Origin of the sequence: Achromobacter sp. Marseille-Q4954, from assembly GCF_943737025.1 — a bacterium.
GTDB lineage: Bacteria > Pseudomonadota > Gammaproteobacteria > Burkholderiales > Burkholderiaceae_B > Achromobacter > Achromobacter bronchisepticus_A.
Window position 1 is genome coordinate 197,125 of the sequence record NZ_CALSFQ010000004.1, and the last position, 20,621, is coordinate 217,745.

At 67.3% G+C, this 20,621-nt stretch carries 15 protein-coding genes; 10 read left to right on the forward strand and 5 right to left on the reverse strand.

What is annotated here, in order from left to right:
* The first annotated feature begins 5 nt into the window (after positions 1 to 5).
* From prmB to NGK62_RS29225, 6 genes are all read left to right on the forward strand, one after another.
* Entirely contained in the window at positions 6 to 902 is an 897-nt protein-coding gene (gene prmB / locus NGK62_RS29200; RefSeq protein ID WP_059373627.1) for a 50S ribosomal protein L3 N(5)-glutamine methyltransferase, read from the forward strand.
* Positions 899 to 2,833, forward strand: coding sequence for an ABC-F family ATP-binding cassette domain-containing protein (locus NGK62_RS29205; protein ID WP_251881627.1), 1,935 nt, complete (start codon positions 899 to 901; stop codon positions 2,831 to 2,833). Before prmB ends, NGK62_RS29205 begins: the two co-directional genes overlap by 4 nt.
* Before the next feature lie 124 nt (positions 2,834 to 2,957).
* Complete coding sequence (locus NGK62_RS29210) at positions 2,958 to 3,446, forward strand: RNA polymerase sigma factor (RefSeq protein WP_118932706.1); 489 nt, start codon at positions 2,958 to 2,960, stop codon at positions 3,444 to 3,446.
* 2 nt (positions 3,447 to 3,448) lie between these two features.
* Entirely contained in the window at positions 3,449 to 4,366 is a 918-nt protein-coding gene (locus NGK62_RS29215) for a FecR family protein (RefSeq protein WP_251881629.1), read from the forward strand.
* A gap of 117 nt (positions 4,367 to 4,483) precedes the next feature.
* The gene (locus tag NGK62_RS29220) at positions 4,484 to 7,117 is read left to right on the forward strand and encodes a TonB-dependent receptor (RefSeq protein ID WP_251881630.1); all 2,634 of its coding nucleotides are present in this window, start codon (positions 4,484 to 4,486) and stop codon (positions 7,115 to 7,117) included.
* Positions 7,090 to 8,271, forward strand: a complete 1,182-nt coding sequence (locus NGK62_RS29225; RefSeq protein ID WP_251881632.1) for a cytochrome-c peroxidase — start codon at positions 7,090 to 7,092, stop codon at positions 8,269 to 8,271. The genes NGK62_RS29220 and NGK62_RS29225 overlap by 28 nt, the downstream gene beginning before the upstream one ends.
* A 63-nt stretch (positions 8,272 to 8,334) precedes the next feature.
* Here NGK62_RS29225 and NGK62_RS29230 read toward each other — a convergent pair whose 3' ends face one another.
* Genes NGK62_RS29230 through NGK62_RS29240 form a run of 3 tightly spaced genes read right to left on the reverse strand, consistent with a single transcriptional unit; the run spans position 8,335 to position 12,145 of the window.
* On the reverse strand, positions 8,335 to 8,640 hold the full coding sequence (locus NGK62_RS29230) for a chorismate mutase (RefSeq protein WP_118935078.1): 306 nt from the start codon (positions 8,638 to 8,640) through the stop codon (positions 8,335 to 8,337).
* A 5-nt stretch (positions 8,641 to 8,645) separates the two neighbouring features.
* On the reverse strand, positions 8,646 to 10,940 hold the full coding sequence (locus tag NGK62_RS29235; protein WP_059373632.1) for a UvrD-helicase domain-containing protein: 2,295 nt from the start codon (positions 10,938 to 10,940) through the stop codon (positions 8,646 to 8,648).
* The gene (locus NGK62_RS29240) at positions 10,937 to 12,145 is read right to left on the reverse strand and encodes a DesA family fatty acid desaturase (RefSeq protein WP_054456025.1); all 1,209 of its coding nucleotides are present in this window, start codon (positions 12,143 to 12,145) and stop codon (positions 10,937 to 10,939) included. The genes NGK62_RS29235 and NGK62_RS29240 overlap by 4 nt, the downstream gene beginning before the upstream one ends.
* A 355-nt stretch (positions 12,146 to 12,500) precedes the next feature.
* Between NGK62_RS29240 and NGK62_RS29245 the strand changes: the two genes are divergently transcribed.
* The gene (locus NGK62_RS29245) at positions 12,501 to 12,896 is read left to right on the forward strand and encodes a hypothetical protein (protein WP_059373634.1); all 396 of its coding nucleotides are present in this window, start codon (positions 12,501 to 12,503) and stop codon (positions 12,894 to 12,896) included.
* Positions 12,897 to 12,910: 14 nt separating this feature from the next.
* Here the strand turns inward: NGK62_RS29245 and NGK62_RS32395 are convergent, their stop codons facing one another.
* Positions 12,911 to 14,251: an RsmB/NOP family class I SAM-dependent RNA methyltransferase gene (locus NGK62_RS32395; protein WP_118935084.1), complete on the reverse strand. Its 1,341-nt coding sequence runs from the start codon at positions 14,249 to 14,251 to the stop codon at positions 12,911 to 12,913.
* A 1,114-nt stretch (positions 14,252 to 15,365) separates the two neighbouring features.
* On the reverse strand, positions 15,366 to 16,022 hold the full coding sequence (purN, locus tag NGK62_RS29255) for a phosphoribosylglycinamide formyltransferase (protein WP_118932857.1): 657 nt from the start codon (positions 16,020 to 16,022) through the stop codon (positions 15,366 to 15,368).
* Positions 16,023 to 16,156: 134 nt separating this feature from the next.
* On the opposite strand from purN, the gene NGK62_RS29260 reads away from it, so the two are divergent.
* Genes NGK62_RS29260 through lspA form a run of 3 tightly spaced genes read left to right on the forward strand, consistent with a single transcriptional unit; the run spans position 16,157 to position 20,515 of the window.
* A complete protein-coding gene (locus NGK62_RS29260) occupies positions 16,157 to 17,122 on the forward strand; it encodes a bifunctional riboflavin kinase/FAD synthetase (protein ID WP_059380498.1) in 966 nt (321 codons plus the stop codon).
* Entirely contained in the window at positions 17,112 to 19,973 is a 2,862-nt protein-coding gene (gene ileS / locus NGK62_RS29265) for an isoleucine--tRNA ligase (protein WP_251881635.1), read from the forward strand. The genes NGK62_RS29260 and ileS overlap by 11 nt, the downstream gene beginning before the upstream one ends.
* Positions 19,974 to 19,975: 2 nt before the next feature.
* A complete protein-coding gene (gene lspA, locus NGK62_RS29270; protein WP_059380496.1) occupies positions 19,976 to 20,515 on the forward strand; it encodes a signal peptidase II in 540 nt (179 codons plus the stop codon).
* The last annotated feature ends 106 nt before the right edge of the window (positions 20,516 to 20,621 follow it).

Sequence of the window (20,621 nt, forward strand, 5' to 3'; positions counted from 1 at the left end):
CTCACATGTATCAATCCGCCCGCCAAGAACTGCTGACCCTGCGCGACCTGATCCGCTACGGCGTGTCACGCCTGAACGCCGCCCAGGTGGCGCTGGGACATGGCAGCGACAATGCCTGGGACGAGGCGGTCTACCTGACGCTGCACGCCTTGCATCTGCCGCTGGATACGCTGGAGCCCTTTCTGGACGCCCGCGTGCTCAGCGAAGAACGCAACCGCGTGCTCGACCTGATCGACCGCCGCGTGACCGAGCGCCTGCCCGCCGCCTACCTCACCAACGAGGCCTGGCTGCGCGGCCACCGCTTCTACGTGGACCAGCGCGTCATCGTGCCGCGCTCGCCCATCGCCGAATTGCTGGACCAGGGCCTCGCGCCCTGGGTGCAGGATGCGCTGGCGGTTGAGAACGTGCTGGACATGTGCACGGGATCCGGCTGCCTGGCGATCCTGTCCGCGCTGGCCTTCCCCTATGCCCACGTGGACGCGGTCGACGTGTCGCCGGATGCGCTGGAAGTGGCGCGCCGCAACGTGGACGACTACGGTCTGACGGACCGGCTGGACCTGCACGAAAGCAATCTGTTCGACAGCCTGCCGCCGCGTCTGTACGACGTGATCATCTGCAATCCCCCCTACGTGAACAGCGGCTCCATGGACGTCCTGCCCCAGGAGTACCGCCACGAACCGCAGCTGGCGTTGGCCGGCGGCGACGACGGCATGGACCTGGTGCGCCGCATCCTGGAAGCGGCGCCGCGCTTTCTCACGCCGGAAGGCGTGCTGGTGCTGGAGATCGGCCACGAACGCGACTTCTTCGAAGCCGCCTTCCCGCAACTCTCGCCCGTCTGGCTGGACACGGAAGAAGCCTCCGACCAGCTTCTGCTGCTTACCCGCGAGCAACTCAGCCTGTGATACGCGCTACTGGATTGACCCTGCGCCGCGGCACCAAGGTGCTGCTGGACGGCGCTGAATTCGTCGTGCATCCGGGCGAGCGCGTGGGTATCGTCGGCAAGAACGGCGCGGGCAAGTCCTCGCTGTTCGCGCTCTTGACCGGCACGCTGGACCTGGACGCGGGCAACCTGGCCATGCCCGCCGGCTGGCGCATAGCCAGCGTCAAGCAGGAAATCGAAGCCGACGAGCGCCCGGCGCGCGAATTCGTCATCGACGGCGACACGCATCTGCGCGAGCTGCAGGCGCGCCGCGCCGAGCTGACGGACGAGCAAGGCACGCAGATCGCCGAGGTGGAAGCGGCGCTGGTGGAAGCCGGCGCCTGGAGCGCGGCCTCGCGCGCCGAGCAGCTGCTGGCCGGCCTGGGCTTCAAGCCCGCCGAATGGATGCAGCCGGTGGCGAGCTTTTCCGGCGGCTGGCGCATGCGCCTGGCCCTGGCCCGCGCGCTGATGGCGCCGTCCGAATTGCTGCTGCTGGACGAGCCCACCAACCACTTGGACCTGGACGCCATGCTGTGGCTGGAGAAATGGCTGGCGGCCTATCCCGGCACCGTCATGCTGATTTCCCACGACACCGAGTTCCTGGACGCGGTCGCCAAGTCCATCCTGCATTTCGACCACGCCAAGCTGGTGCGCTACCGCGGCGGCTATGGCGACTTCCTGACGCAGCGCGCCGAGCGCCTGCGCCAGACCAATATCGCCTACGAACGCCAGACCCGCGAAGCGGCCCGGCTGCAAGGCTTCATCGACCGCTTCAAGGCCAAGGCGTCCAAGGCCAAGCAGGCGCAGAGCCGCGTCAAGGCGCTGGCGCGCATGCAGGTGCTGGCGCCCTTGCATGCCGAAGCAGGCATCGACATCCGCATCCCCTCGCCCGACCAGGTACCGGATCCGCTGCTGACCCTGGAACATTTGTCGGCCGGCTACACGGACGCCGACGGCAACGCGGTGCCCATCCTGCGCGACGTGACGCTGATGGTGCGCGCCGGCAGCCGCGTCGGCGTGCTGGGCGCCAACGGCGCCGGCAAGAGCACGCTGATCAAGACCCTGGCCGAAGAGCTGCCGGTGCAGGCCGGCACGCGCCGCGCCTCGCGCGGGTTGGCCATCGGCTATTTCCATCAGCACCAGCTGGACATGCTGGACGTGGACAGCACGCCCATCGCCCATCTGGCGCGCCTGGCTCCCGAGACCCGCGAACAGGAGCTGCGCAACTATCTGGGCGGCTTCGGTTTTTCCGGCGACACGGTGACCAGCAAGGTCGGTCCCATGTCCGGCGGCGAAAAGGCGCGCCTGGCGCTGTCCCTGATCGTCTGGCAAAAGCCCAACCTGCTTCTGCTGGACGAACCCAGCAACCACCTGGACGTGGAAACGCGCGAAGCCCTGGCCGCCGCGCTGGCGGACTTCGGCGGCAGCATGCTGCTGGTGTCGCATGACCGGCATCTGCTGCGCACCACCGTGGACAGCTTCTGGATCGTGGCCGACGGCGCGGTACAGGAGTTCGACGGCGACCTGGAGGACTACCGCGACTGGCTCGCCGCCCGCAACGCCGGCGAACGCGCGGAAGCCGCGCGCGAGAACGCCGCAGGCAACGAACCGGTGGTGGACCGCAAGGCCCAGCGCCGCGCCGAAGCCGAACAGCGCCAGCGCCTGTCCGCGCTGCGCAAGCCGCTGGAATCCAGGCTCGCCAAGGTCGAGACCGAGATGGAGAAGCTGCGCGCCAAGCTGCATGCGCTGGACGCCGTCATCGCCGACCCGGACCTGTACTCGGATGCTCGCCGCGCCGAACGCCAAAAGGTCATGGCCGAGCATGGCGAACACGGCAAGCGCATGGACGAGCTGGAAGAGCAGTGGCTGGAAATCCAGGGTTCCCTGGAAGAGATCGAACAGTCCGAGGCCTGACGGCCTGCGGCGGGCGCCCTGCCCGCCGCCGCTTCCTTCACGCCCTCTTTATCTAGAAATAGAAATCGTTATCATTTATACTTTGCCGCGAATTTGACTCTATCTGGCGCCCGGCGCCGGCGACATGTCTACGCTCACGGAAGTATTTCTCCGCCATTACCGAGAGGTGCTGGGTTTCCTCTCCCTGCGCACCGGCTCGCGCGACGTCGCACAGGACTGCGCGCAGGACACCTGGATCAAACTGGCGGAATTCAAGGACAGGACGCGTCCCGACAACGACCGCGCCTACGTCTTCCGCGTGGCCGCCAATATCGCTACCGACTGGCACCGGCGCCGCAGCCGCGAACAGATCGCCACCGCCGACTACGCCGCTTCGCGCCCTACCCTGCACGAGCCCGACACCCTGGACGTGGCTGCCGCGCGGCAGATGCTGCGCAGGCTGGAAGCCGCGCTGCTGACCCAGCCGCGTCGCAGCCTTGACGTGTTCGTGCTGCACCGGCACGAGGGCCTGAGCTACCGCGCCATTGCCGAGCGTTTTGCGATTTCTGTCAGCGCGGTGGAAAAGCACATGATGCGTATCCTGCTGGCCTGCGACCAGGCGCTGGCGTCCTGAGCATGGCCGCCCCCAAGACCGGCAGCGCCGAGGAAGAAGCGTCGCGCTGGGTCGTGCGCCACAGCGGCCAGGGCATGGATGCGCAAGCTCAGGCGGAGTTCGAAGCCTGGTACCGCGCCGACGCCAGCCACGCCGACGCCTATGAACGGCTGGCGCGTCTGTGGCGGCGCATGGGCGAAATCGATCGCGGCAAGCTGGCGCCGCGGCGCACGCGCAAGCGCGGCGCGGCGGCGGCGCTGGCCGTGCTGGCGGCCTGGCCGGCCTGGCAACTGCTGCGCGCCACCCATCCCGGCGCGGACTACACGACCGGCACCGAAGTGCGCCGCGTGGCCCTGCCCGACGGCTCCAGCGCCACCTTGGACGCGGACTCGGCCATCGCCATCGATTTCGCGCCAGGCAAGCGCGAAGTACGGCTCCTGGCCGGACGTGCGCTGTTCGCGGCCGCGCCGCGCGCGCCCGGCGGTCCGGACTTCACGGTAGTGACGCCGGACGCGTCCGCAGCCGCGCTCGGCACCCGCTATGTCGTGGCGCGCGAGGCCGACGGCACGCGCGTGGCAGTGTACGAACATCGCGTCGCAGTCCATTGCCTGGTCTGCCAGGGTGACGCCGCCTTGGTGTTGGACGCGGGCCAGGAAGCCGCCGTGTCGGCGACGGGCATCGCCCGCCTCGCCACCGCGCAGGAACCGGCGCCGGACTGGAGCCAGGGCCTGCTGGCTTTCAACAATGTCGCATTGCCCCAGGCTGCGGCGCGGCTCTCCCGCTATGGCGGCAAGCACATCCTGGTGCTGGGCGACACCGCCAGGCGTTTGCACGTGTCGGGCACAGCCGGCATCGGCGATCCCAAGCGTGCGCTGGAACTGCTGCTGGCGCAGACCAAGGTCGGCATTACCGAACTGCCCGGCCTGTTGATCTTGCGTTAGAGCCGTTTGCTAATCAGTAAATGAGAATCGATATAAATTATTCATCGGCAATCCACTGAGGTAATCCGTACCTGCACACGTCCTACGGCTGACATCAACACCCGCTTGGACGCATTCATGCTGTTTCTCCACTTCAACCGACGCGCGCGCCGGTCTGGCGCTACGGCGGCGCTGCTCGCCGCCGCGTTGCTCACGGCCTCGCCGGCCCCTGCTCAGCCCGCCGCGCCCGTTGCCTATGACCTGCCGGCCCAACCCCTGGGCGACGCCTTGCTCGCGTTGGGCCGGCAAGCCGGCCTGGAGATCTCGTTTCCGCCGGCGGCGGTAGCGGGCAAGACTTCCCCGCCGCTGCACGGAGAGTATTCGCCGCTGCTCGCGCTGAACCACCTGCTGGCGGGGTCCGGGCTGGCGCTACGCGCGGACGGCCCCGGACGCTACATCGTCTACGTGGACAAGACCAACCAATTTTCCGCCCTGCGTCTGGACGCCGTGCGGGTCTACGGCGAACAGGTCCGCGAGCGCATCTATACCCGCGAGGACATCGCCGAGACGCCCAGTTCCAACCGCGACCTCAGCACGCTGGTGGCGACGCATCCGGCGGTGCGCACCAATCCGGGCGCGGCCGGCTCGCAGAACCGCGGCTCACTCAACGTGGAAGACATTTCCTTCCACGGCTCCAGCCCCTACCAGAACCTGTTCCAGCTCGACGGCATGGACGCGACCAACCGCGTGAATCCGGCCAGCAAGAATCTGAACCTGCAGGTCGGCAACGTGCCCAGCAACCCACAGTCGTACTTCGTGGACACGAGCCTGCTGGAGGAAGTCCGCGTGCACGACAGCTTCGTGCCGGTGGAGTACGGTGGCTTCACCGGTGGCGTGGTGGACGCGAGATTGCGCCGGTTCTCGGGCGAAAACCGCATTAACCTCGACTACCGCTGGAACACCTCCAAGATGACGCGACAGCAAGTCGCCGAGGGCGAAGAGAACAATTGGGCCAAAGGGAAACCGGGTTACTCACCCGAATGGAAGAAGCGTTTCTATTCGGCCGTGGGTGATCTGGCCTTCAATGAAAAATCGGGCGCGGTGCTGGCCATGTCGCGGCGCGAATCGGACATCACACGCTGGAACATGGGCGTGGATGACAAGGGGCAGCCGACCCCGGGCCAGGATGCCTACCGCGACCGCATTGACAACTTCCTGGGCAAGTTCAGCGTGCGCGCCAGCGCCGATACCACGGCCGACCTGACGCTGAAGTACAGCGACCGCAGCGAAACCCTGGCCAGCGACCTGTTCCGGCACACGCGCTGGGACAACAACCATGGGGCGCGCGGTATCGGCGCCAACGTGGATCACTATTTCAAGGGGGGACGCCTGGCATTGCAGGCGGGCTGGGACCGGTCGCTGAGCAACCGCGAATCCATCGGCGACGAACTCGTGACCTTCCGCCCCTACCGGCTGCCGCAGTACACGGCCGGCGGCTTCGGCAAGGAACAGACGCGGCAGGACACCTGGACGCTGAAGGGCCGCGTCGACCTGGATCCGGTGCGGACGGGCGTGTTCACGCACATTCCGTACGCGGGGGCCGAACTGAACCGGGTCCAGGCGAACTTCGAGCGTTTCCAGGAAAGCCATTCCTACCAGCGGGCTTATAACCGCGATGGCAGCTATCGCGACTACAGCAAAGTCCGTTACCTGCCCGGCACCGTGGACGTGAACTACGACATGGCCAGCCTGTACCTATCGGACCGCATCGAATGGGAACGGCTGGCCTTGGACGCTGGCCTGCGTTACGACCGCGAAACTTTCCTGGGCAGCAACAACGTGTCGCCGCGCACGCGGCTGGACTGGGACATGTTCGGATCGGGCGACACCCTGCTCAGCGCCGGATGGTCGCGCTATTACGGCTCCAGCGTGCTGGAAACCGCGCTTGAAGCGGAAAGAAGCCGCCTGCGGCGCCAGGTGCTGGACAAGAACGGCAACCCCGTGGCGGACGGCGGCAAGGAGTACTACGTGGAGTACAAGGGGCTGCGCATGCCCTATGACGACGAATGGGCGATCTCGCTGCGCCAGCGCATGGCGGGCATGGAAGGCGTGCTGAGCTACGTGCGCCGCAACGGCCGCGACCAGTGGACCAAGACCGGCACCGAAAAGGACGGCTACCGCTACACCAACGAAGGCCTGTCCACCACCGACGGCGTCAGCCTGTCGCTACGCACACTGGAGCCCTGGCGCCTGGGCGAAACGCGCTGGAACATGCAGGCAAGCTGGAGCTGGCAGAAGCGCAAGACCAACGCGGACCTGGTCGAAGGCTACAACGGCGACGCGCGCGACCCCGACGAATACGTGATCTACAACGGCTCGCGCCTGCGCGCCATCGACCTGCCGCCAAGCTCCTTCTACCAGCCGCAGATCGCCACGCTCAGCCTGACCGGCGCGTGGCCGCGCACAGGCCTGACCTGGAGCAACATGGTGAACTGGCGCAGCAAGCGCGACGCCACCATCTACGTGGGACTGGGTCCGCGGCCCGATTATCTGGAGCGTTTCGAATCCGGCGAGATCCCGTCCTATTGGACCTGGGACACCAAGCTTTCCTGGAATCCCACGTTCGCGCGCAGCCTGGAATTCACGGTCGAAGTCCTGAACGTGCTGGACCGCAGGCCCGCCGTGACGGCCAGCAATCCGAACGTCAAGACCAACCGCAGTACCTATCAGACGGGACGGGAGCTATGGCTGCAAGTCGGTTACCGCTTCTGATCCTGGGCGCGGCGCTGGCGCTGGCGGCGTCCGCGTCCCACGCCGATGCAGACGCCCGGGACGATCAGACCGCCTGCCGCACATCCACGGGCTGGAACGCCGCCTGCCTGCGCCCGCACTACGCTGGGCCGCCCTCGACCTGGCCTGCGCCCACGATCGATCCTGGCATGGACTGGCGCGAATGGGGGCCAGCGCCGCCGGCCTCCAGTCCGCCCCTGGCCTGGACCGCGGCCAATGCCGGCCAGGCAGAACTTGCCGCAGACGTTGCGCGTCCGGCGGTGGTGACGCTGGGGCAGATGCTGTTCTTCGATACCCGGCTGTCGCGCAAGGGGCAGGTGTCCTGCGCCTCCTGTCATCTGCCGCAGCGCGCCTTCACCGACGGCCTGGCGCTGGCCGTGGGCGAAGACAAGCTGATGGGCAGGCGGCGCTCCACGCCGCTGTATGCGGCGCCGTTCGCGCCCCGGTTGTTCTGGGACGGACGCGCCGCCAGCCTGAAGGAGCAGGTGCTGGGCCCCATCCACGATCCCCGCGAAATGAACCATGATGCCGACGGCGCCGTGGCGCGGCTGCTGGCGGCCGCCCCGTACCCGGCGCAGTTCCTGCAGGCGTTCGGCGCGGCGCCGGCCGCTCGGCCGCCAGTGGATGCCGACCGCCTGGCACGCGCGCTGGCCGCCTATGTCGCGACGCTGCGGCCCGAGCCCACGCGCTTCGACACATTCCTGGATGGGCAATCCGACGCGCTGGACGATGCCGAGCTGATCGGCATGCACCTGTTCCGCACCCAGGCGCGCTGCATGAACTGCCACAGCGGCGCGATGCTGACCGACCACCAGTTCCACAACATCGGCCTGTCCTTCTATGGCCGCCGCAACCAGGATCTGGGACGCTACGAAGCGACGCGCGATCCCGCCGATCTGGGCAAGTTCCGCACGCCCAGCCTGCGCAATGTGTCGCGCGCCGGACCGTGGATGCACAACGGCCTGTTTCCCGACCTGAAGGGCCTGCTGCGGATGTACAACGCCGGCATGGGCCGCGACCCCGAGCCCAGCGATCCGCCCGACCCCTATGCGCCGCGCAAGTCCGAACACATCCGGCCGCTTGCGTTGAGCGCGGACGAGATCGACGCCTTGCTGGCGTTCATGCGGGTCTTGTAGGAAAGGAAGAGGCGGCGCGCGGCGGCTCGCTGATGCAAGCTGCCGCGCGCCGCCGGCCTGGCATTACGAGTAGGGGCGCTCGCGCAGGCGGGTGTGGTGGTCGACCACGGTGTCGATCACTTCGCGCAGGATGGTTTCGGCAAGCGCGGGCGGCACGCCCGCCTCTTGCGCCAGGCGGCGGATGCGCGCGACCTGCTGCTCCTCGCGCTTGGGATCCACCAGGTCCATGCCCAACTCGCGCTTGAGCTCGCCGATCATGTCCGTGCAGCGGAACCGCACGCCCAGCAGCAGCATGATCTGCTGGTCGATTTCATCGACCTCGGCGCGCAGCGACGCCAACTCGGCTTTGGAAGTATCGTTGTCGGCCATGAGTATCAACCCTGAACAATGTCGAGTTTGGCGATGCCCAGCGCCAAGGTCTTGGCGCCCACGTCGCGGAACTGGATTTCAGCCTGGGCGTCCTGCCCTGCTCCGCTCAAGCCGATGATCGTGCCCTCGCCGAACCGCGCGTGGTGCACGCCCTGACCTACACGATACTGCTTGTCGCCCACCGTGACGCCGGTGGTGACGCTGCGCGCTTGACGCGGCGCAATGGTATTGGTGGGCTTGCGGCCGAAAGCGTCGCCGCGATTGCCGCCGCCCCAGCCAGCGCCCGTGCCGCCGACCTGGGCCAGGCCGGCCTTGGGCGACAGCCACTTCAGGTGCTGTTCGGGGATTTCTTCCAGGAAGCGCGAACGCATCGCGTAGCGCGTCTGGCCGTGCAGCATCCGGCTTTGCGCCAGGCTGATGTACAGACGCTGGCGCGCGCGCGTGATGGCCACGTACATGAGGCGGCGCTCTTCTTCCAGTCCGGAAGCTTCCAGGACGCTGTTCTCGTGCGGGAACAGCCCCTCTTCCAGGCCGGTGATGAAAACCGCGTCGAACTCCAGGCCCTTGGCGGCGTGCACGGTCATGAGCTGGACGGCGTCCTGGCCTTGCTGGGCCTGGTTGTCGCCCGCTTCCAGCGCTGCGTGCGACAAGAATGCCGCCAGCGGGGTCAGACCGTCGGACGCCACGACCGGCGCGTCGACCACGCCCGCGTTCAGCGTGGAGGCCGTGTCCTGTTCGGGCACCACGCCGGCAGGCATGCCGTCGTAGTTTTCCTCGGACGCGAACACCGCCGCGGCAGTGACCAGTTCGCTCAGGTTTTCCAGGCGCTCCGCGCCTTCGCGTTCGGCCTTGTAATGCGCGTTCAGCCCGCTGGCCTCGAGCATGTGCTCGACCATTTCCGGCAACGGCAGGTCGCGGGTCTCTTCGATCAGGCGATGGATGAGTTGCGCGAACTGCGCCAGGTTGGAGCCGCCCTTGCCGGGCACCAGGGCCACGGCCGCGTACAGGCTGGTGTCGTGCGCGCGCGCGGCGTCGCCCAATTGCTCCAGCGTGCGCGCGCCGATGCCGCGCGTGGGAAAGTTGACGACCCGCATCCACGAGGTGTCGTCGTGCGGGTTGGCCATCAGGCGCAGGTAGGCCAGCGCGTGCTTGATTTCCTGGCGCTCGAAAAAGCGCAAACCGCCGTACACCTTATAGGGAATGCCGGCGGAAAAGATGGCGTGTTCCAGCACGCGCGACTGCGCGTTGCTGCGGTAGAGCACGGCGATCTCGCGGCGCAGGCTGCCTTCGCGGATCAGCGAACGGATTTCGTCCACGATCCACTGCGCTTCCATGCCGTCGGACGGCTGCTCGATGACGCGCACCGGCTCGCCGTCGCCTTGCTCGGTCCAGAGATTCTTGCCCAGGCGGCCGGTGTTGTGGCCGATCAGCGCGTTGGCCGAATCCAGGATGTGGCCGAAGGAACGGTAGTTCTGCTCCAGGCGGATCACGGTGCCGCGCGCATAGTCGCGCTCGAAGTCGGCCATGTTGCCGACGTTGGCGCCGCGGAAGGCATAAATCGACTGGTCGTCGTCGCCCACCGCGAAGATCGCGGCGCCGCCGCCAGCCAACAGGCGCAGCCACTTGTACTGCAGCGTGTTGGTGTCCTGGAACTCGTCGACCAGGATATGGCGGAAACGGCGCTGATAGTGCTCGCGCACCGGCGCATTGCGCGACAGCAGTTCGTAGGCGCGCAGCAGCAGCTCGGCGAAGTCCACCACGCCCTCGCGCAGGCACTGGGCCTCGTAGAGCTGGTAGATCTCGATCAGGCGGCGGCGATGGGCGTCATAGGCTTCCACGTCGGCGGGACGCAGGCCCTCTTCCTTGGCGCCGTTGATGAAGCGCTGCACATCGCGGGGAGGATACTTTTCGTCGTCGACGCCGTTGGCCTTCATCAGGCGCTTGATCGCCGCGAGCTGGTCGGTGACGTCCAGGATCTGGAAGCTTTGCGGCAGGCCGGCATCGCGGTGATGCGCGCGCAGCATGCGATTGCACAGACCGTGGAAGGTGCCGATCCACAGGCCGCGCGTATCGATCGGCAGGATGGCCGACATGCGCGCAAGCATTTCGCGCGCCGCCTTGTTGGTGAACGTGACCGCCAGCAGCCCAAAAGGCGAGGCCTGGCCGGTTTGAATCAGCCAGGCCATGCGGGTGGTGAGCACCCGGGTCTTGCCGCTGCCCGCCCCGGCCAGGACCAGGGCGTGCTGCGGTTCTAACGTTACTGCGGCGCGTTGTTCAGGATTGAGCTTCTCTAGCATCATGCCGCGTAGCGGCGCAGACGTTGAGCGAATTGCTCGAGCCCGGCGATGCCGCTTTGCTGGGCGCGCTGGCACCAGGCCTGCAGGTCATGAAGAAGCTGTTCGCTGCTGGCGCTGGAGCTTTCCCAGATGCGGCCGAGTTCGCGGCGCATCTGCACCAGCGTGGCCAGCGACTTGTTGCGGGCAATGGCTTGATCCACGGCGGCAACCTGTTCGGGCTGGAGGATGTCCTCGTTGCGGTGGATGGCGCGGCGCACGCTGTGCAGCTTGGTCCAGTCGCACTCGGCGCTGTCCTTGTTGCGCGAATCCTTCAGCTTGGCCAGCTCTTCACGGGCGGCGCTCTTGATCACGTCCGCATAGCGGGCCATGACTTCGTAGCGGTGCGTGATCACGCCCTGCAGGGTGCGCAGGTCGATGCCGGTCTTGCTGTCGTCCAGCTTCAGCTTGGGCGCAACCTTCTTGATCTTGGCCAGGCCGAAGAACTTCAGGATGTTGATGTAGCACCAGCCGATGTCGAACTCGTACCACTTGGCCGAGAACTTGGCCGACGTGCCGTGGGCGTGATGGTTGTTGTGCAGCTCTTCGCCGCCGATCACGATGCCCCAGGGGAACACGTTGGTGCTGGTGTCCGGGCTGTTGTAGTTGCGGTAGCCCCAGTAGTGGCCGATGCCGTTGACGACGCCGGCGGCCCAGAAGGGGATCCAGGCCATCTGCACGGCCCACACGGTGACGCCGATGGCGCCGAACAGGGCGATGTCGATGGCGAGCATGGTCAGCACGCCCCACAGGCTGTGCTTGCTGTAGACGTTGCGCTCGAGCCAGTCGTCAGGCGTGCCGTGGCCGAACTTGGCCATGGTTTCCTTGTTGTTCGATTCTTCGCGGTACAGTTCCGCGCCGCGGAACAGCACCTTCCAGATGCCGAACAGGATGGGCGAATGGGGATCGCCTTCCTTTTCGCACTTGGCGTGGTGCTTGCGGTGAATGGCCACCCATTCCTTGGTGACCATGCCGGTCGTCATCCAGAGCCAGAAACGGAAGAAGTGCATGACGGCCGGATGCAGATCCAGACCACGGTGCGCTTGGCTGCGATGGAGAAAGACCGTGACCGACACAATCGTGATGTGCGTCACAACCAGAGTGAACACGACAACCTGCCACCAAGTGGCTTGGGTCAGACCGCCGGCAATGAAGGAAAGGATGTAATCCATAAAGCTGTAAGGAGCCTCGCTAGAGAAGTGCCTGGAGTTTAGCTTACCTTGGCTGACTTATGACAAGGTAGTTTCAAAATAGTTTTTGAGCGAAATCAAGGACTAAGCCCCGGTTTTTCAGGGCAAAAAGCCACTCTCGCAACCAAAAACGCAGGTTGCGAGGCCGAGCCTTGCGGCACGCGGCGCTAGGGCCGTCCTCCCCAGGGTAGGTGGGGGGCATACGCGAAGGCGCAAGGTTTGGGCTCGATTTCACCGTTAAAGTTCCTGTCAGCTTGGCGTCCGGTCTTGAAGCGGACTTGCGGCTGGCGCACACTGCGGGTGCTTTACCGACCAAACTGTCTCTTTTGTCCCACTGATGTTGCTGAAAAAAATCCGTCCCCAATTTTTTTACGCCCTGGCCGCGCTGGGAACCGCCCTGCCCGCCGCCGTTTCCGCGCAAACGCTGAAATCGGGCGACGTCGCCGTGCTGGCCTCGTACTACGAGATCCGCGGATCGGACTGCCTGGCGCTGCGCGCGCCGCGCGTGTCGCTCACCATGACGCCGCGCCTGGGCAAGGCCAACATCATGCAGACGCGGGGCCAGTCCAGCGATTCCGGGCGTTGCGCCTACCAGACCGTGCCGGTGTCCCAGGTGGTCTACCAGGCTGACCAGGCGGGCAATGACAGCCTGGCCTGGGAAGTGAAGTACCAGAACAAGACCCTGGGCACGCGGCGCTACAGCGCCACGGTGGTGGTGACGCCGGGTCCCTGACCCGGCGCCCCCGATCAGGCCGGCTGGTCCTGCGGACCGGCCGCGTCGTCCTCGGACGTTGCTTCAGCCGCAGCCTCATCCGCTTCCGAGGCTACTTCGGCCGCGGTCGCCGCGCCCTTCTTCTTGCGCTCGAATACCGCGGCGAAAAAACCGTCGGTGCCGTGCACGTCGGGGCGCAGCTGCACGTAGGGGCCGTCCAGCTTCAGGTTTTCACAGCGCGCGGCCAGGATCTCGGCGGCGTCCAGGCGCTCGAAATCGGGATGGCTGGCGAGGAAACGCTCGGCCTGGACCTCGTTTTCCTCGGCCAGCAGGCTGCAGGTGGCGTACACCAGGCGGCCGCCCGGAGCAACGCAACGCGCCGCGCTGTTGAGAATGCGTTCCTGCAGCTGGCCCAGTTCGGCCAGCGCCTCGGGGTGCTGGCGCCATTTCAGGTCCGGATTGCGGCGCAGGGTACCGATGCCGCTGCAAGGGGCGTCGACCAGCACGCGCTGGGCCTTGCCGGCCAGACGCTTGACGCGGGCGTCGTTTTCGCTGTCGATGACCACCGGCACCACGTTGGACAGGCCGCTGCGCGCAAAGCGCGGCTTGGCGCGCTGCAGGCGGGCCGCGGACACGTCGAACGCGTACAGGCGGCCGGTGGAGCGCATCAGCGCGCCCAGCAGCAGCGTCTTGCCGCCCGCGCCGGCGCAGAAATCGATGATCATTTCGCCGCGGCGCGGCGCCACCAGCAGCGCCAGCAACTGGCTGCCCTCGTCCTGGACTTCGATGCTGCCGTTCTCGAACTGCGGCCAGCGGTTGATGGCCGGACGGCCTTCCATGCGGATGCCCCAGGGCGAATAAGGCATGGCGACAGGTTCGTAGCGGCCGGCGCCCTGCTGCAATTCGGCCAGCATGGCGTCGCGCTCGACCTTCAGCGGGTTGACGCGCAGGTCCAGGCTGGCCTGGCGGTTCAACGCCTCGATCAGCGTTTCCGGGCTGTCCATGGCGCCCAGGCGTTCGTCCAGCCAGTCAGGGATGCTGCCGCGCACGGCGCGCGGCAGGGTCGCCAGGTCGATCTGCGACACGCGCTGCAGCCATTCGGCTTCGCCGGCGTCCATGCCTTCGGCCAGCGCCTCGGCGCCCAGCGTCGCGGCCAGTCCCAGGATGGCCAGGCGGCGCGAAGCGGGACCGACGCCGCTTTCGCCGAACTGGCGGTAGCGGCGCAGATGGCGCAGCACGTCGTAGACGGCCTCGGCGACCTCGGAGCGATCGCGCGCGCCCAGATTCGGATGGTTGCGCAGCCAGTGCGACAGGGCCGCGTCGGCCGGATAGGTCCATTGCAGGATTTCGCCCAGGACGCGCTGGACCTGGTCGATGCGGATCGCCGCGTGCGATTGGCGCGGGCGGTTGAATTGAGGTTTGGGCGGACGGTCCTGGCCGCCGTCGCTGCCGCCGCCGCGCGGGCCGCCATACTGGCCGCGCTCGCCGCCGCGATCATCGCCTCGCGGCGAGCCATAAGACGGACGCGAGTCCGAGCGGCCATCACGACGATCCGAACCATAGGAGGCGCGCTCGCCGCCACGGCCTTCGCCGCGCGGAGCGTCATAGGACGGACGCGAGTCCGGGCGGCCTTCACGGCGTTCCGAACCATAGGAGGCGCGCTCGCCGCCACGGCCTTCGCCGCGCGGGGCGTCGTAGGACGGACGTTGGCCCGGGCGGCCTTCGCGGCGTTCCGAACCATAGGAAGCGCGTTCGCCGCCACGGCCTTCGCCGCGCGGAGCGTCATAGGACGGACGCGGGCCGGGACGGCCTTCACGGCGTTCCGAACCATAGGAAGCGCGTTCGCCGCCACGGCCTTCGCCGCGCGGGGCGTCGTACGACGGACGCTGACCCGGACGGCCTTCACGACGTTCCGAACCATAGGAAGCGCGCTCGCCGCCACGGCCTTCGCCGCGCGGGGCGTCGTAGGACGGACGCTGACCCGGACGGCCTTCACGACGTTCCGAACCATAGGACGCGCGCTCGCCGCCACGGCCTTCGCCGCGCGGGGCGTCGTAGGAGGGACGCTGACCCGGACGGCCTTCACGGCGTTCCGAACCATAGGAAGCGCGTTCGCCGCCACGGCCTTCGCCGCGCGCCGGGTCGAAGGACGGACGCGGGCTCGGACGGCCTTCGCGGCGGTCCGAACCGTAGGAGCCGCGTTCGCCGCCACGGCCTTCGCCGCGCGGCGCGTCGTAGGACGGGCGCGGCGTCGGGCGACCGCCCGAGCGCTCGTCGCGGCTGCCGCCGGAACGGTCGTCACGGGCGCTGTCGCGTGCGATCGGCGCGCGCGCGTCGCCCTTGGGGCGCGAGAAGAAGGACCGACCGTCGCGGCCTTCGGACGCGGCCCTGGCGGCGCCTGCCGGACGGGAACGCGGAGATTGGGGTTTGGTCATGGTGTATTCCAGTGGGGCGGAGGGCTTCCGCCCGAAAAATTCGATTCGGGGCCGCTCAGGCGGCCGGCGACCAGGCGAAAAGGCGATCGGGATCGCCCTGCACGTTGACGCGATGGTCGCTGGTCAGGGTAACCCGGCCTTCGGCAAGCCAGCGCACCGCCGCCGGAAAAGCCCGGTGTTCGACCGCCAGCACGCGCTCGGCCAGGGATTCGGGCGTATCGCCCGCCAGGACCGGCACGCAGCCCTGGGCGATGATGGGGCCGTGGTCCAGCACCGGCGTGACGAAGTGCACGGTGCAACCGTGCACGCGCACCCCGGTCGCCAGGGCCTGGGCGTGCGTGTGCAGCCCGGGAAACGCCGGCAGCAGCGACGGGTGGATGTTCACCAGCCGGCCGGCGTAGTGATTGACGAAGCCCGGGGTCAGCACGCGCATGAAGCCCGCCAGGATGACGTAATCGGGTTCGTAGCGGTCGATTTCGGCGGCCAGCGCGGCGTCGAAGGCTTCGCGGCTGGCGTAGTCCTTGTGGTACAGCGCGCCGGTGGGGATGCCCTGCTGGGCCGCCCACTCCAGGCCGGCGGCGTCGGGCTTGCTGGCGATGACGGCGGCGACTTCGGCCGGCCAGCCTTCATTGCGGCAGGCCTCGGACAGCGCCTGCATATTGCTGCCGCGTCCCGAGATCAGGATGACGATGCGGCGCTTGGTGGTAGATATTTCCGGCAAGATAAGGAATTCCAAGGGAAATCGGGCCCGTCCGCCCTACGCAATCCCGCGCGCGGCGACAGCCTGGACGCGCGGCAAGTAAGGACAGGAACAAACCCGGAATCCAAAATTGTAAACTCTCGCTCGTGAAACCATCGCTGCGCATCTACCGATCCCTGCCCCCGCCCGACCGGCGCGCCCCTTGCGCGCTGACGATCGGCAATTTCGACGGCGTCCACCGCGGACACCAGGCCATGCTGGCGCGCGTCTGCCAAGTCGCGCGCGACCGCAACCTGACGCCCGCCGTGATGACCTTCGAGCCGCATCCGCGGGAGTATTTCGCCACCCTCAACCAACGCCCTGAGCTCGCGCCCACCCGGATTTCGGGTTTGCGCGACAAGCTGGCGGCGCTGGCGCGTTACGGCATCAGCCAGGTCGTGGTGGAGCGTTTCAACGCGCGCCTGGCTGAAATGTCGGCCAACGCCTTCATCGAACAATTGCTGGTCCAGGGCCTGCACGCCAAATGGCTGCTGGTGGGCGAAGACTTCCGCTTCGGCCACAAGCGCAGCGGCGACATCGACCTGCTGCGCGAGGCCGGCCTGCGCCATGGCTTCGAGGTGCAGACGCTGGCGGACGTGACCGACCAGCAAGGGCACCGGATATCCAGTTCCGAGGTGCGCACCGCGCTGGCGGTGGGCGACCTGGAACGCGCCCGCCACCTGCTGGGCCACCCGTACCACATCAGCGGCCACGTGATCCACGGCCAGAAGCTGGGCCGCACGCTGGGCTTTCCCACCATGAACCTGCGGGTGGCGGAGCGCTGCGCCGCGCGCTCGGGCATTTACGTGGTGCAGGTCTACGGCCTGGCCGAGCGGCCGCTGCCGGCGGTCGCCAGCCTGGGCGTGCGCCCCACGGTCGAAGACCGCGGCCGCGTGCTGCTGGAGTCGCACCTGCTCGACGAGACTGTCGACGCTTACGGTAAACTCGTACGCGTCGAATTCCTGCAAAAGCTGCGGGACGAAGAAAAATTTCCTGACCTCCCTTCCCTGACTGCCGCCATCGCCGAAGACGCGCGAAACGCGCGCGCCTATTTTGCCGTTCATGGACTATAAAAAGACCCTCAACCTGCCCGATACCTCCTTCCCCATGCGGGGCGACCTTGCCAAGCGCGAGCCCGCCTGGATTTCGCAGTGGGAGGAAAACCACGTCTACCAGGCGATCCGCGCCGCCAGCCGCGGCCGGCCGCGCTTCGTGCTGCACGACGGCCCGCCCTACGCCAACGGCGACATCCACATCGGCCACGCGGTCAACAAGATCCTGAAGGACATCATCGTCAAGAGCCGCAACATGGCCGGCTATGACGCGCATTACGTGCCGGGCTGGGACTGTCACGGCATGCCGATCGAAATCCAGATCGAAAAGAAGTACGGCAAGCACCTGCCCGTGGCGGAAGTGCAGTCCAAGGCCCGCGCCTACGCGCTCGAGCAGATCGACCGCCAGCGCAAGGACTTCAAGCGCCTGGGCGTGCTGGGCGAGTGGGATCGTCCCTACATGACGATGAACTTCAGCAATGAAGCCGACGAAATCCGCGCGCTGGGCCGCATCCTGGACAAGGGCTACGTGTTCCGCGGCCTGAAGCCCGTGAACTGGTGTTTCGACTGCGGCTCGGCCCTGGCCGAAGCCGAGGTCGAGTACGCCGACCGCGTCGACCCGGCGGTGGACGTGGCCTTCCCGTTCGCCGAGCACGCCAAGCTGGCCAGCGCCTTCGGCCTGGACTCGGTGGAAGACGGCGCCATCGTCATCTGGACCACCACGCCCTGGACCATCCCGTCCAACCAGGCGCTGAACCTGCATCCCGAAATCGAATACGCGCTGGTGCGCGTGACGCCGGTTCCCAAGTTCGGTCCGCTCCTGCTGATCGCCAAGGAACGCGTCGAAGCCTGCCTGAAGGCCTGGAACCTGGAAGGCGAAGTGATCGCCACGGCCCCGGGCGCGGCGCTGTCGGGCATCGAATTCCGCCACCCGCTGGCGCAGTTCAATGCCGCCTACGACCGCAAGTCGCCCGCCTACCTGGGCGACTACGTCACGGCCGACTCCGGCACTGGCGTGGTGCACTCGGCGCCGGCCTACGGTATCGAAGACTTCATCTCGTGCAAGGAGCACGGCATGAAGGACACCGATTTCATCAGCCCGGTCATGGGCGACGGCAAGTACGTGGACAGCCTGGCGCTGTTCGGCGGCCTGTCCATCTGGGACGCCAACCCCAAGATCGTCGAGGCGCTGACGGAAGCCGGCGCGCTGATGCACGTGGAAAAGCACAAGCACAGCTACATGCACTGCTGGCGCCACAAGACCCCCATCATCTACCGCGCCACCAGCCAGTGGTTCGCCGGCATGGACGTGGCCCCCAAGGACGGCGGCCCGACCCTGCGCGAATCGGCGCTGGCCGGCATCGACGCCACCGCCTTCTACCCGGCCTGGGGCCGCGCCCGCCTGCACGCCATGATCGCCAACCGCCCCGACTGGACCTTGTCGCGCCAGCGGCAATGGGGCACGCCGATGGCCTTCTTCGTGCACAAGGAAACCGGCGCGCTGCACCCGCGCACCGCCGAATTGCTGGAACAGGTGGCGCAGCGCGTCGAGCAAGGCGGCATCGAAGCCTGGCAGACGCTGGACCCGCGCGAGCTGCTGGGCGACGAAGCCGACCAGTACGAAAAGAACCGCGACACGCTGGACGTGTGGTTCGACTCTGGCAGCACGCACGCCACGGTGCTGGGCGGCAAGGACGGCGACTTCGCCGGCTCGCACGGCGCTGAGCTCGCCTGGCCCGCCGACCTGTACCTGGAAGGCTCGGACCAGCACCGCGGCTGGTTCCATTCGTCGCTGTTGACCGGCTGCATGCTTTACGGCCAACCGCCCTACAAGGCCCTGCTCACGCACGGCTTCGTGGTGGACGGCCAGGGCCGCAAGATGAGCAAGTCGGTGGGCAACGTGATCGCCCCGCAAAAGGTGTCCGACTCGCTGGGCGCGGAAATCCTGCGCCTGTGGGTGGCTTCCACCGATTACTCCGGCGAGCTGTCCATCTCCGACGAGATCCTGAAGCGCGTGGTCGAAGGCTACCGCCGCATCCGCAACACGCTGCGCTTCCTGCTGGCCAACCTGGCCGATTTCGACGCCGTGACGCAGTCCGTGCCCTATGGCGAGCTCTTCGAGATCGACCGCTACGCGCTGGCCATGACCGCGCAGATGCAGGCGGAAGTCCAGGCCAACTACGAACGCTACGACTTTCACCCGGCCGTCTCGCGCCTGCAGACGTTCTGCTCGGAAGACCTGGGCGCGTTCTACCTGGACATCCTGAAGGACCGCCTGTACACCTCGGCCGTGGACAGCCGCGCGCGCCGCTCGGCCCAGACGGCCCTGCTGGACATCACGCAAACGCTGCTCAAGCTGATGGCCCCGATCCTGTCCTTCACTGCCGAAGAAGCCTGGAAGGAACTGGTCAACTCGGCCTTGAAGAACCAGGCGGACGCCGCCCGCACCACGATCTTCACCGAGGTCTACCACGCCCTGCCGCCGTTCGCCGACGCCGACGCCCTGTCGGCCAAGTGGACGCGCCTGCGCGCCATCCGCGCCGAAGTCCAGCGCAAGCTGGAAGAAGTGCGCACGGCCGGCGACATCGGCTCCTCGCTGCAGGCCGAAGTGGACCTGTACGCCAACGGCGCCGACCAGGAACTGCTGGCCAGCCTGGGCGACGACCTGCGCTTCGTGCTGATCGTCTCGCGCGCCACGGTGCACGCGGGCCAAGGCGAGACCCGCATCGAGGTCACGCCGTCCACGCACAAGAAGTGCGAGCGCTGCTGGCACTGGCGCCTGGACGTGGGCCAGGACGCGGACCATCCCGAGATCTGCGGCCGCTGCGTGTCCAACCTGTTCGGCTCGGGCGAAGCCCGCGACAAGGCTTGAGCATGGCCCGCCCCTCCGAACCCGGAGTGACGGGCGCCGCCGCCCCCGCCCGCGCCGCGCCTGCGCGCGTGGGCGGCTGGCTGGCGCTGGCACTGCTCATCATCGTGCTGGACCAGCTGACCAAGGTCTACTTCAACACCTCGTTCCAGTATGGCGAGCGCGTCAACGTGCTGCCGGTCTTCGACTTCACGCTGATGTACAACCGCGGCGCCGCCTTCAGTTTCCTGGCGTCCGAGGAAGGCTGGCAGCGCTGGCTGTTCACCGGCCTGGGCTGCGTGGCGGCGGTGGTCATCACCATCATCCTGCGCCGCACCCATGGCCAGCCGCGCTTCAGCCTGGCGCTGACCCTGATCCTGGGCGGCGCCATCGGCAACGTCATCGACCGCGTGGTCTATGGCCACGTGGTGGACTTCCTGCTGTTCTACTGGAACAACTCCTACTTCCCCGCCTTCAATCTGGCGGACGTGGGCATCACCTGCGGCGCCGTGCTGCTGGTGCTGGACGAACTCCTGCGCGGCCGCAAGGCCAAGACCCAGGCCTGAAGACGGCCCGGCCGGGGCGCGATGCCCCGGCTTGCTCCCGCATTTCCCACGGTTTTTGTCCTGTTTGATGCCCCCTGAACGCATCGCGAACGGCGCAATGCCGCAA

Bases quoted from the DNA above. Each gene is read 5' to 3' on its own strand.
- prmB (WP_059373627.1), top strand. From the start codon at position 6: ATGTATCAATCCGCCCGCCAAGAACTGCTGACCCTGCGCGACCTGATC.
- ileS (WP_251881635.1), top strand. From the start codon at position 17,112: ATGGACTATAAAAAGACCCTCAACCTGCCCGATACCTCCTTCCCCATG.
- lspA (WP_059380496.1), top strand. From the start codon at position 19,976: ATGGCCCGCCCCTCCGAACCCGGAGTGACGGGCGCCGCCGCCCCCGCC.
- NGK62_RS29230 (WP_118935078.1), bottom strand. From the start codon at position 8,640: ATGGCCGACAACGATACTTCCAAAGCCGAGTTGGCGTCGCTGCGCGCC.
- NGK62_RS29215 (WP_251881629.1), top strand. From the start codon at position 3,449: ATGGCCGCCCCCAAGACCGGCAGCGCCGAGGAAGAAGCGTCGCGCTGG.
- NGK62_RS29210 (WP_118932706.1), top strand. From the start codon at position 2,958: ATGTCTACGCTCACGGAAGTATTTCTCCGCCATTACCGAGAGGTGCTG.
- NGK62_RS29245 (WP_059373634.1), top strand. From the start codon at position 12,501: ATGTTGCTGAAAAAAATCCGTCCCCAATTTTTTTACGCCCTGGCCGCG.
- NGK62_RS29240 (WP_054456025.1), bottom strand. From the start codon at position 12,145: ATGGATTACATCCTTTCCTTCATTGCCGGCGGTCTGACCCAAGCCACT.
- NGK62_RS29220 (WP_251881630.1), top strand. From the start codon at position 4,484: ATGCTGTTTCTCCACTTCAACCGACGCGCGCGCCGGTCTGGCGCTACG.
- NGK62_RS29225 (WP_251881632.1), top strand. From the start codon at position 7,090: ATGGCTGCAAGTCGGTTACCGCTTCTGATCCTGGGCGCGGCGCTGGCG.
- NGK62_RS29235 (WP_059373632.1), bottom strand. From the start codon at position 10,940: ATGATGCTAGAGAAGCTCAATCCTGAACAACGCGCCGCAGTAACGTTA.